General features: G+C 65.2%; 5 protein-coding genes. 1 reads left to right on the top strand and 4 read right to left on the bottom strand.

Going from position 1 to position 12,466, the window contains the following annotated elements; translation table 11 throughout:
* Positions 1-27 precede the first annotated feature (27 nt).
* From ybaL to GGR62_RS07045, 4 genes are all read right to left on the bottom strand, one after another.
* Positions 28-1,725: a YbaL family putative K(+) efflux transporter gene (gene ybaL / locus GGR62_RS07060; protein ID WP_184407208.1), complete on the bottom strand. Its 1,698-nt coding sequence runs from the start codon at positions 1,723-1,725 to the stop codon at positions 28-30.
* Between the two features lie 595 nt (positions 1,726-2,320).
* Positions 2,321-4,720 (bottom strand): TonB-dependent receptor, encoded by a 2,400-nt coding sequence (locus tag GGR62_RS07055; protein ID WP_184407207.1) that lies wholly within the window; start codon positions 4,718-4,720, stop codon positions 2,321-2,323.
* A gap of 358 nt (positions 4,721-5,078) precedes the next feature.
* Entirely contained in the window at positions 5,079-7,466 is a 2,388-nt protein-coding gene (locus GGR62_RS07050; RefSeq protein WP_184407206.1) for a TonB-dependent receptor, read from the bottom strand.
* A 512-nt stretch (positions 7,467-7,978) separates the two neighbouring features.
* Positions 7,979-10,366, bottom strand: a complete 2,388-nt coding sequence (locus tag GGR62_RS07045) for a TonB-dependent receptor (protein WP_184407205.1) — start codon at positions 10,364-10,366, stop codon at positions 7,979-7,981.
* A gap of 179 nt (positions 10,367-10,545) precedes the next feature.
* Between GGR62_RS07045 and GGR62_RS07040 the strand changes: the two genes are divergently transcribed.
* On the top strand, positions 10,546-12,459 hold the full coding sequence (locus GGR62_RS07040) for an ABC-F family ATP-binding cassette domain-containing protein (protein WP_184407204.1): 1,914 nt from the start codon (positions 10,546-10,548) through the stop codon (positions 12,457-12,459).
* Positions 12,460-12,466 lie beyond the last annotated feature (7 nt).

Here is a 12,466-nt window from a genome sequence, read left to right as displayed (position 1 = left end):
GCAGCCTCGCGTGATGCCGCGCTGCGGTTACGACGCCGGTACGCGCAATGCCCGATACGGCGGCGTGGACATCACCATCTCGGCCAGCGAATAGGCCAGCTCGCGTTCGGCCAGCACTGCGCCGTCGGCGCCGTGTTCGAGCAGATGCTTGACCTCGGCATCGCTATGCGCACGTGCCAGCAAGGTCAGCGAGGGATTGATTGCACGCAGCTTGGCCAGCGCCTCGCCGGCTTCCAGCGGCTGCGGGATCGCAAGAATCGCGATCTTGGCGTGCTCCGGGCGGGCTTCGGCAAGCACGCGGTCGGCCGCCGCACTGCCGCGGATGCCGGGAATGCCGGCCGCATGCGCCTTGGCCACGTGGTCGCTGTTGTCGTCGATTACCAGCACCGGCACCCCGCGACTGCGCAGCAATTGCGCCAGCGCGCTGCCCACGCGGCCGTAGCCGATCACGATCGCATGGCCATCCAGCGGCAGCGCCGGGCCGGGCGGCAGTTCCGGCTCCACCGTTGCCGGGGCGTCCTGCGCCTGCTTGGCCTGCCAGCGATCCAGCCACGAGAACAGGAACGGGTTGGCGATGATCGACAGCAGCGCGCCGGCCAGGATCAGGTCGCGCCCGGTCTCGGGCAGGATCGCCAGCTGCACGCCCAGGCCGGCCAGGATGAAGGAGAACTCGCCGATCTGCGCCAGGCTGGTGGAAATGGTCAGTGCGGTACCGGTGGGGTGGCCGAACGCACGCACGATCACGAACGCGGCCAGCGACTTGCCCACGGTGACGGTCAGAAACGTGGCCAGCACCTGCCACGGGTGCTCGACCAGGATCATCGGGTCGAACAGCATGCCCACCGAGACGAAGAACAGCACCGCGAAGGCATCGCGCAACGGTAGCGAATCGCTGGCGGCCTTGTGGCTGAGCTCGGATTCCTTCAACAACATGCCGGCGAAGAATGCCCCCAGCGCGAACGACACGCCGAACAGCGTGGCCGACACGAACGCCACGCCCAGCGCGATACCGAGCACGGCCAGGGTGAACAACTCGCGCGAGCCGGTGGCGGCCACTTTTTCCAACGACCACGGAATCACCCGGCGCCCGACCACCAGCATCACGGCCACGAACGCCACCATTTTCAACACGGTCAAACCGAGCGCAGCCAGTAGCGAGGTGGACTCGCCTGGGGGTGCGGCCGCCGGTGTGCCGGTGCCGAGCACCTCGGCCAAGGCCGGCAACATGACCAGCGCAATCACCATGACCAAGTCTTCGACGATCAGCCAGCCCACCGCGATGCGGCCGCGCTGGGTTTCCAGCAGGCGGCGTTCTTCCAGTGCGCGCAGCAGCACCACCGTGCTGGCCACCGACAACGCCAGCCCGAACACCAGGCCGTGCATCAACGACCAGCCCATGCTCCAGGCCAGCGCCCAACCGAGCAGTGTGGCGACCACGATCTGCGCCAACGCGCCAGGCACCGCGATCCACTTCACTTCCATCAGATCATCGAGCGAGAAGTGCAGGCCTACCCCGAACATCAGCAGCATCACACCCAGCTCGGACAGCTGGTTGGCCATGGTCTGGTCGGCCACGAAGCCGGGCGTGAATGGCCCGACGCAGACACCGGCCAGCAGGTAGCCGACCAGCGGCGAGAGTTTCACTTTCTGTGCGAGCGTGCCCAGCACGAAAGCGACCGCGAGGCCGACGGCGATGATATCGATGAGGCTGGTGTCGTGATGCATTCCAATCCGTTGTGAGAGTGTCCGAGAGAGCATCGCGGGCGCGACCAGCCAACGGCACTGCGCCGGGCGTCGCCTGCGGGCATTGCGTGGTCATGGCTGGGGTCCGGCGCGGGGGAGACCGGGACCGCGTTGCTGGTCCGGGTGGCCGGACGCCCATAGTACACAGCGCTTGATTAACGCGATGCGACACGTGGCTTATGGATGCGCCAAAAACGCAAACAGCCCCGCGTTCGGGGCTGTTTGCGTTTGCCATCGATGCACCTCGTTGCCTGCAGTCAGCGCGTTGCCACCGCGTACGTCCGCGACGGCAGCGACAAGCGGCGGCGCAGCGCTGTGGCCGACGGACATGCGCCGTTGCATCGATGCGTGATGCGACGTGGGCAGGACAGGCGGTATCGGGCGCCTCTATCACTGCACGCGTGCCTGATCGCGTGACGCCATCAGGCCACATGCAGACCGCAGATCGCAGGCGGTAACGCCGGTCGACGTTGCAGACGTGCAATCTGCGAAGTCGACGCGTGCGCGCGACCTCGCATGCCGGCAGTCGGCAACATCGCAGCCATCTTTGCGATGTTGCCGATGCCGTGAGTGCAGATCAGAACCGGTAGGTGACCTTGCCGTACCAGTAGCGTCCGTTGAAGCCGAACGGCGACAACGACGAATACTGCAGGCCGCCGGCGCGGTCGTCGTAGGCCGTGGTCAGCTGCGCCTTGGTCGGATACTGGTTGGTGATGTTGTCCGCACCCACGGTGAAGGTGAACTGGTTCCAGGTCTGGCTGGCGGCCAGATTCAGCAGCCAGCGCGCGTCGTAGGTCTGGTCCTGGCTGCCATCGGCCGGGTCGCTGATGCGCTTGACCGAGCCGTAGCGGGTGGCGTTGAAGTTCAGCGCAAATCCGCCGATCGACCAGTCTGCCGCAGCCATGTACTTGGTGCGCGGCGTTGCATCGGTGAGCAGGCCCTGGCTGGCGCGTCCGAAGTTGGGGTTGGACAACTCCAGGATCGTGGTCTTGTTGTAGTTGGCGCTGGCAGTGAGATTGAGCTTGCCGTATTCGCCCAGGTCGGCGAGGTAGCTGTTGATCCAGTCAACGCCACGGGTGCGGCTGGTGGCACCGTTGACGAAGAACTGCACGGCGGCCACCTGCCCGATCGGCTCGGCGAGCTGCAATTGATCCGAGTACAGGATCTGGTCCCAGATACGGATCTGGTAGACGTCCAGGCTGGAGGTGAAATTGGCGGTCGGTTGCCAGACGCCGCCGATGCCGTAGTTGGTGGATTTTTCCGGGCTCAGCGGCCGCGCGCCAAGCGCAACTGCGACCGGGTCGGAGGTGCGGTAGGTGCCGACCTGCACCAGCTCGCCGTTCTGGATCAGCGTGACCACCGAGGCGTAGTTCTGCTGCGCCAGCGACGGTGCGCGGAAGCCGTTGGAGATGGTGCCGCGCAGCGAGAACGTATCGCTGAACGCGTAGCGCGCCGACAGTTTGCCCGAGCGCGTGGAGCCGGCATCGCTGTAGTTTTCATAGCGCCCGGCAATGCCGCCGGACAGCTTGTCGGTCAGGTCCGCTTCCAGGTTGGCATAGACCGCATTGCTGTGACGGCCGAACTTGCCGGCCACCGTCGGCTCCAGGCCGGAGAACACCTGCGCACCGCCCGGGTAGGGCGCGTCGGTGCTCGGGTCGATGGTGTTCGGATCGAAGAAATAGGACTCCGGCGAGCCAGCGGTGATCTGATAACGATCCTGGCGATGCTCGGCGCCGAAGGCGACATTGACCGGATACGCCAGGCCCCAATCGAAGGACTTGTTGACGTCCAGGTTGACCGTGCCCTGCTCGGTTTCGAAGCCGCCGGAATTGAAGGTGGTCGGCGAGCTGCCGGTGGTCCAGTACAGATTGGTGTTGATGGTGTTGAGGATATTGAAGGTCATGTCGTTCTTGCCATAAGTGGCCGACACGTCCCAATTCCACTCGCTGGCGGTGCTGCCCTTGATGCCGAACACGGCCGAGCGATCGTTGACCGGGTTGTAGATCTGCGGCAGAAAACCGTTGGGATAAATGGCCTGCACGTTGCGGCTGGGATTGTCGGCTGCGCGGTAGTAACCGTTGGAGGTGACTTCGCGACGGCTCATGCTGAGGTGGCCGTACAGTTCCAGATTCGGCGAGAACGTATAGCCGAATGCGGCCAGCCCTTGATAGAACGTGGACGCCGGGTCGCCGTGGCGTTGATACGGCACGCCGCTGGGATTGAAGGCGCCAGGCACGGTGGTGGCGCGATTGGTGTTCTCGCCGCGATTGGTGCTCATGGTGTTCTGGTAATTCCATGACAGCCGCACCCAGCCCGGTGCGGTATCGCCGCCGCTTCCACCGAACGGCAGGCCGACCGAGCCATCGAGACCGTTCTGCTCGCCATCGCCCTTGTCCATGATGCCGCCGTTGACCGAGATGCTGTTGCTGCCGGCGTCGGCACCATGCTTGAGCACGATGTTGACCACGCCGGCGATCGCATCGGAGCCATATTGCGCCGACGCGCCATCGCGCAGCACCTCGATACGCGCGATCGCCGACATCGGCAGCGAGTTCAGGTCGGCAGGCGCAGAGCCGCGGCCGACATACGGGTTGTAGTTGATCAACGACGAGGTGTGATAACGCTTGCCATCGACCAGCACCAGCACCGCATCCGGCGACAGCCCGCGCAGCGTGGCCGGGCGCGCTGCGTCGTTGCCGTCGGAGATCGCCGGGCGCGGGAAGTTCAGTGAGGGCAGCAGCTTGCCGAGCGCGGTGGCGATGTCGGTGGCACCGGTGGCCTGCAGCGATTGCTCGGTGATGATGTCAATCGGCGATTCGGATTCGGCCACCGTGCGGTCGCTCACGCGCGTACCGGTGACGATCAGGGTATCGAGGGTTTTCTGCGGCTGGGCAGGCTGCGATTGCGCACTGGCAGCAAACGTGCAGACGGTGAGTGCGACCGAGATCGCAAGCGAGAGTGCGTTGGAGGTGTGCATGGGAATGGAGACTCAAAGGGGATGATGGACGCAGGTAAGGAAATGCGCGTGTTGCTCGGGGGAGTGCGACTGGAATGCGACTGCGTACTGCGTGGCCCGTCGTGCTTGCGCGCCAGATGCATTCCGCGTCGCGGAGACGGCGTGTGCAGCAATGACGTCGGCCGGTGACGCAGCCATGCTGCTGCGTTGCGCATCCTTGCTGAAGAAGAGCGTTGATCTCCCCCTCGCGCATCGATGCGCGAGGGGGAGCGATGCTGCGGCGTTACCTGCAGCGCCTCAGCGCTGCGTGGTGCGTGGTGCGTGGTGCGTTTTGCGAGGCAGGACAAGCGCTGGCCGTTGCCGACCAGCGCGCAGCGCTTTACCACTTGTAGCTCACGTTGGCGTACACCAGCGCACCGTTGAAGCCGAACGGCGAGGCGCTGCTGTAGGGCAGGTAGTTGCGGGTGCCCAGCCCGGCTTCCTGGCGGTCCGGATATTCGTTGAGCACGTTGTCGCCGCCGACGGTGAAGTTCCAGGCGCCCAGCTTGTAGGAGGCGGCCAGGTCCAGCGTCCACTTGGCCGCATAGGTCTGGTCGCTGCCGGCGTTGGTGCCGAAGGTGGTGAACTCGCCCCAGCGCGTGGCGGTGCCGGTAAACGACCAGTTGCCCGGTGCCCAAGTGCCGCCCAGGAAGAACTTGTCGCGCGGCGTGCCTTCGGTGATCCGGCCCAGCTCCGCGCGGCCGATGCGCACGGTGCCGGGGGCAATCGCTTCCAGTGCGGCCGGGTTATCGGCGACCCGTTCCACCTCGGTCTTGTTGTAGTTGTAGCCGGAGGTCAGCTCGACGCTGCTGCCGTCCAGGTTCCAGCGATAGGTACCGACTGCATCCACGCCCTGGGTCTTGGTATCCACCGCATTGGTGAAGTAGCGCCCGCCGCCGATACCGGGAAAGCCATTGGCCTGCAGGTAGCCGCGCACTTGGTCAGAGGTCAGGTTCTCCGACAGCACGATGCGGTCATCGATATCGATGCGATACGCATCGACCGTGATGTACAGGTTTTCGACCGGCTGCAGCACCACGCCAAGCCCATAGTTGTTGGATTCCTCGGCCTTCAACGGCTCGGCGCCGAGTGCGATGGCGGCCGGGTTGTCGGTGCGGAAGGTGCCGATCTCGAACGGGATCGCGGAGGTCGTCCCGTTGGGCTGGGCCACGTTGAGGAACTGGGTGGCGATCGACTGGAAGTTCTGTTGCTGCAACGACGGCGCACGGAAGCCGGTGGATGCAGTGGCACGCAGCGCCACCTTGTCAGTGAATGCGTAGCGCATCGACAGCTTGCCGGTCGCGGTATCGCCGAAGTCGCTGTACTTCTCGTAGCGACCGGCCAGACCGGCCGAGAATTTCTCGGTCAGATCCGCTTCCAGGTCCACGTACGCGGAGTGGCTGTTGCGGTTGTAATAGCCGGCATCGGAGAGCTTGAAGCCCGGAAACACCTGCGCGCCCGGGATCAGCGTACCTGCCGCCGACGGAATGCCACCGTTGGCCGAGGATGCCGCATCGCCAGGCGACTGATTGAACTTCTCGCCGCGCCATTCCGCACCGAAGGCCAGCGTGACCGGGTAGGCCAGGCCCCAGTCGAGCGTCTTGGTGAAGTCGGCGTTGAGCACGTTCTGGGTCACTTCCAGCGTGCCGGCATGGAAGTCGGTCGGGCTGGCCAGGCCCAGGCTGTTGTTCAAGCTGTTGCGCACATCGAAGGTGAGGTTGTTCTGGCCATAGTTGTAGCTCAGATCGATGTTCAGGCCGCCTTCGGTGGAGGTCTTCAAACCGCCCACCCACGACACGTCCTTGCTGACGTTGTAGATCTGCGGCAGGAAGCCGTCCGGATAGATTTCCGGGCGGTTGCGGTTATCGCCGGCAAAGCGGAAATAGCCGTTGGACAGCACTTCGCGGCGGCTGACCATACCGAACGAGTAGAAGGTCAGGTAATCGGTGGGGCTGTATTCGCCGTTGAACGAGACCGCGCCCTGGTCGATCTCCGGATCGCCGTAACGCTGCTCCACGCGGCCGCCAAACGGCAATGCGCGGTTGGTCTGGTCCGAGTGCCCGGCCTGCGCAGCCAGATGCACCTTGCCGGTGCCGGCGAAGCTGAAACCGGCATCGCCGGACAGCTGGTACTGCTCTCCGTCGCCGGCGCTGTACTTGCCGTAGCGGCCATTGATGCTGCCGCCTTCGCCGCTGCCCTTGAGCACGATGTTGATCACGCCGGCGATCGCATCCGAGCCGTATTGCGCCGACGCACCATCGCGCAGCACTTCGATGCGCTCCACCGCCGCGATCGGAATGGTGTTGAGATCGGCCGGCGACGAACCACGGCCCTGGGTGTCGTTGAGATTGATCAGTGCGGTGCTGTGATGGCGCTTGCCGTTGACCAGCACCAGTACCTGGTCGGGCGACAGGCCGCGCAGCTGCGCCGGACGCACCGCGTCCGAGCCGTCGGAGATGGCGGGGCGTGGGAAATTCAACGACGGGATCGCGCGTGACAGCGCGGTCGCCAATTCGGTGGTGCCGGTCGATTCCAATGCCTGTGGCGAGATGATGTCGATCGGCGACGCCGATTCGGCCACGGTGCGATCGGCCACGCGTGTGCCGGTCACAATCAAGGTGTCGAGGGTCTTCTGGGCGGGAGCTTGTGACTGCGCGGATGCGATTGAAGCGGAAAACGACAGGGCCAGAACGACGGCGGCTGCGAGTGGACTGGTCTTGCAATTCATGCGGTGACAACTCCGAGTGGGGAACGGATGCAGCGCAGTGGGCCCCCTCCCAGGCCGCGTCCATTGCGGCAGCTGCATTGCGTTCTCAACCATTAACCACGCGTAACCGCCTGTCAAATTTCCGTTGAGTTGCGCTTGCAACCGTCATCGATGACGTGCTGCTGGCAACGTTGTCATCGTGCACCAAAGTGATGCGCTACTTGCACCACCGCTGTCGCGGTGCGGCACCGCACGCACCAATTTGGACGGCAATACAAGCTATAAAATTTTCGTATCAGAACGTGATCCATGCCGCATGTGTGCGGTTTTGCGCAGAATCGCCGGTGGATTGCGCCGACATTGCGGCGGAAGGCGCAGCCGCAGAGGTGACACTGCACGCATCAGGCAGTCCTGCGTCGGCTGCATCGACGTTGCAAGCGAGGCAGCGCCGACAGCTGCGGCAGCGCCCAGAACGCCCACGCCCCGGACGGGCCGGGGCGTGGGCTCAAACCTCCAAGCGCAACCCGCCGCGCTTACCAGCGGTAGTTGATACGCCCGTACACGTAGGCGCCGTTGAAGCCGAACGGCGACAGATTGCTGTACGGGAACTGCCCGCTGGTGGAGTTGGCGAAGTTGTTCTCGTCCGGGTATTCGTCCAGCAGGTTGTCCGCACCCAGGGTCAGCGTCCAGCGATCGACCTTGTAGCTGGCCGAGGCATCCACCACCCACTTGGCGCCGAAGGTCTGGTCGTTGATCGCTGCGGCCGGACGGGTGCTGTATTTACCGTAGCGGGTGGCACCCAGCGCCAGCGTCCAGTGCTCCAGATTCCAGCTGCCGTTGACCAGGAACTTGTCGCGCGGGAAGCCTTCTTCGATGCGGCCACGCTCGGTGCGGTCGATGCGCTCCAGGCTCAGCCCGTTGGCCGACAACGCGGCCGGATTGGCGGCGACGCTGCGCACCTCGGTTTCGGAATAGTTGTACCCGGCGGTCAGGTCCACGCTGCTGGCTGCGAGCTGCCAGCGGTAGCTGCCGACCACGTCCACGCCGCGCGTACGGGTGTCCACCGCATTGGTGAAGTAGCGCCCGCCGTTGATGCCAAAGATGCCCTGCGCTTCGAGCAGGTTGCGTACGCCGGTGCCGGTGAGGTTGGACGACAGCACGATGCGGTCGTCCACATCGATCTGGTAGGCATCGATGGTGAGGTAGAGCGCATCGGTGGGCTGCAACACCAGGCCCAGGCTGTAGGACAGTGAGGTCTCGGCATCCAGTGGCTCTGAGCCCAACGCGCGCGCCACGCTGCTGTCGGCGGGGAAGGTGCGGATCTCGAACGGCGTTGGATTGCCGGCCAGGAAGGTGGTGCTGGTGGACTGGAAATACTGCTGCGCCAGCGACGGCGCGCGGAAGCCCGACGCCACCGTGCCGCGCAGCGCGAGTTTGTCGGTGAACGCATAGCGCCCGGACACCTTGCCCGAGGCCTGGCTGCCGAAATCGTTGAAGTCCTCGTAGCGCCCGGCCAGACCGGCGGAGAACTTGTCGGTGAAATCGGCTTCCAGATCCGCATACAGCGCGTAGCTGTCACGCGAATACTGCCCGGACACGCTCGGCGCGAATCCGCCGAAGCCCTGCGCGCCACCGGCCAGCGTGCCGGCCTGGAAGTAGGAGCCCACTTCGCCCGGCGACTGGTTCCACTTCTCGTTGCGGTATTCGGCACCGAAGGCCACCGTCACCGGGTACGCCAGGCCCCAGTCGAAGCCGCGCTTGACGTCCAGGTTGACGATGTTTTGCGTGGTCTCCAGCGCGCCGTCATTGAACGCCGTTGGCGAGGTCGGGCCCAGGCTCACGTTGAGCGTGTTGCGGGTGTGGAAATCGATCCGGTTGTAGCCGTAGTTGTAGCTGGCATCCCAGTCCCAACCGCTGGCGGTGGAGCCGCGTACGCCGGCCACCAGCGAGCGGTCCTTGGCGTAGGTCTGGATTTCCGGCAAAAAGCCCTGCGGATAGATCGACAGGATGTTCTGGGTGGTGCTGCCCGGCGCGCGGAAGAACGCGAACGAGGTGATGTCGCGGTTGCTGGCGGTGGCGAACGCATAGCCTGTGATGCTGTCGCTGAAGGCGAATTCGGTATTGGCCGAGACCGCCTGCGCATTGACGTCGGGGTCGCCGATCTTGAATGCCTTCTGGCCCACGGCCGGCTGCGCGGCGCTGGGCGCGCCGGCATAGCCGCGTGCGCGGTCGGTGGGGTCCTGCTGATTGAGCTGGGCGGCCACATGCAACCAGCCACGCTCGCCGCCGTAGGCCACGCCGGTATCGCCGGACAGCTCGTAGTTGCTGCCATCGCCGGCCGAATACTGGCCGAAGCCGGCTTGCAGGCTGCCGCCCTTTTCAGCGCCCTTGAGCACGATGTTGACCACGCCGGCGATGGCGTCGGAGCCGTATTGCGCCGAAGCGCCGTCGCGCAGCACTTCCACGCGCGCAATGGCCGCCACCGGGATGGTGTTCAGATCCACCGCCGCCGCGCCACGGCCGATGGTGCCGTTGAGGTTGAGCAGCGAGGAGGTGTGGCGGCGCTTGCCGTTGACCAGCACCAACACCTGATCCGGCGACAGGCCGCGCAGCTGCGCGGGGCGGATCGCGCTGGTGCCGTCGCTCAGCGCCGGGCGCGGGAAGTTCAGCGACGGCAGCGCACGCGCCAGCGCGGTGGCCAGCTCCGAGGTGCCGGTGGCCTGCAGCGATTCGGCGCTGATGATGTCGATCGGCGACTGCGATTCGGCCACGGTGCGGTCGGACACGCGGGTACCGGTGACGATGACGGTGTCGAGCGTATTGGCGGGCGCGGTGGCCGGTGTGGCGGTCTGGGCGAGCGCGGGGGAGGCAAGCAGCGCCGCAACGACAGCGGTTGCGAGCGTGGACAACGGGGTATTCATGGCAACTCCGAAACGGGGGTCAAAGCAGGACCTGCAAGGCTGGGCAGGGTCTGGTCGCAACACGGTGGATGAAGATGGCGGCCAGCCCGAAGGCGCTAATTATTCGTTAACGCTAGAATGGCGTCGCAGGAGTGCTGCTCATCTGCTCATTCCTTTTCGTTCTATCGGACTGCCCATCAATGATTTCCCTGCGCAACTTCTCCATGCGACGCGGCGAGCGTCTGCTGTTGTCCAACGTCGACCTGACCATGCATGCCGGCTACCGCGTCGGTGTGGTGGGCCGTAATGGCACCGGCAAGTCGAGCCTGTTCGCTGCGGTGAAGGGCGAACTGGAAGCGGACAAGGGCGATGTCGATCTGCCCGGCAAGGTGCGCACCGCCAGCGTCTCGCAGGAAACCCCGTCGCTGCCCGATCCGGCGCTGTCGTTCGTGCTTGGTGGCGATATCGAGGTGTCTGCGGTGCTGCAGGAAGAAGCTGCCGCCACCGCGCGCGAAGATTGGGAAGCGGTCGCCAACGCGCACCAGAAGATGGCCGAACTCGGCGCCTATGATGCCGAAGCGCGTGCCGGCAAGTTGCTGCACGGCCTGGGCTTCCCGGCCGACACCCATCACCGCGCGGTGTCCTCGTTCTCCGGCGGCTGGCGGGTGCGGTTGAATCTGGCGCGCGCGCTGATGATGCCCAGCGACCTGCTGCTGCTCGACGAACCGACCAACCACTTGGACATGGACGCGGTGCTGTGGCTGGAGCAATGGTTGCTCAAGTACCCGGGCACCTTGTTGCTGATTTCGCATGACCGCGAATTCCTCGACAACGTAGCCACGCATACGCTGCATCTGCACGGCGGCACCGCCAAGCTGTACGTCGGCGGCTACACCGATTTCGAGCGCCAGCGCATCGAGCACCTGCGCCAGCAGCAGATCGCGCACGACAAGGAACAGGCCGAGCGCGCGCATCTGCAGAGCTTCATCGACCGCTTCAAGGCGCAGGCCAGCAAGGCCACCCAGGCGCAGAGCCGCATGAAGCGGCTGGCCAAGATGGCCGGCACCGAGGCGGTGCGTGCCGAGCGCGAATTCCGCATCCAGTTTGCGCAGCCCAATCGCCTGCCGTTTTCGTTGATCCGTCTCAATCATCTACAAGCGGGCTATCCCGCTACCCTTCCCCCGCAAGCAGGGGAAGGTGCCCAAAGGGCGGATGGGGGCAGCGCAGCGACCGTCATCCTGCACGACGTCGGCTTCGGCCTGGAAGCGGGCGACCGCATCGGCCTGCTGGGGCCCAACGGCGCGGGCAAGACCACGCTGGTCAAGACGCTGGTGGGCGAACTGGCGCCGCTGGCCGGCGAGCGCAGCGCACATCCGGATCTGCGCATCGGCTACTTCGCCCAGCACACGGTGGAATCGTTGCACGAAGGCCAGTCGCCGATGGATCACTTCCGCGATCTGTCGCCGGATGGCTCCAATCAGGCGTTCCGCGATTTCCTCGGCAAATGGAATTTCGCCGGCGACCGCGCGTTTGAAGCAGTGGATGGATTCTCCGGTGGCGAGCGCGCGCGCCTGGCGCTGGCCTTGATCGCCTGGCAGCAGCCGAACGTGCTGCTGCTCGACGAACCGACCAACCATTTGGATCTGGAAATGCGTGAGGCGCTGGCCGAGGCGCTGAGCGATTTCGAAGGCGCCATCGTGATGGTCTCGCACGACCGCCATCTGATCGGCCTGGTCTGCGACAGCTTCTGGCGTGTGGCCGATGGCGTGGTCGAGCCGTTCGATGGCGATCTGGACGAATACGCCGCCTGGTTGCGCAGCCGCCCGGCCGCGCAAGGCACCAAGCAGAAGATGGCCGAAGTGGCGCCGACCCCGCCGCCGCCGACCAAACCGCTGCCGCCGAAAAAAGCCGTCAACCCGCACAAGCTGACCAGCGCCGAAAAGCGCGTCGGCGAGCTGGAAGCGACGCTGGCAGAGCTCGACCGCGAACTGGCCAACCCGCGCAACTACGCCGACACCGAGAAGATGGCGGTGCTGGGCCGCGACCGCGAGGCGACGGCGCAGCAGCTGGCTGCAGCGGAAGCGGCGTGGATGGAGTTGATCGAGGGCGCGTAACGCGCAG

Origin of the sequence: Xanthomonas sp. 3075 (genome assembly GCF_014197275.1) — a bacterium.
In the GTDB taxonomy this organism is placed as follows: Bacteria; Pseudomonadota; Gammaproteobacteria; order Xanthomonadales; family Xanthomonadaceae; genus Xanthomonas; species Xanthomonas campestris_B.
Note: the sequence above shows the minus strand (reverse complement) of the source record. Positions and strands in the feature narration are given on the sequence as shown.

Coding starts and splice junctions, on each gene's coding strand:
- ybaL (WP_184407208.1), bottom strand. CDS start 1,725: ATGCATCACGACACCAGCCTCATCGATATCATCGCCGTCGGCCTCGCG.
- GGR62_RS07055 (WP_184407207.1), bottom strand. CDS start 4,720: ATGCACACCTCCAACGCACTCTCGCTTGCGATCTCGGTCGCACTCACC.
- GGR62_RS07050 (WP_184407206.1), bottom strand. CDS start 7,466: ATGAATTGCAAGACCAGTCCACTCGCAGCCGCCGTCGTTCTGGCCCTG.
- GGR62_RS07045 (WP_184407205.1), bottom strand. CDS start 10,366: ATGAATACCCCGTTGTCCACGCTCGCAACCGCTGTCGTTGCGGCGCTG.
- GGR62_RS07040 (WP_184407204.1), top strand. CDS start 10,546: ATGATTTCCCTGCGCAACTTCTCCATGCGACGCGGCGAGCGTCTGCTG.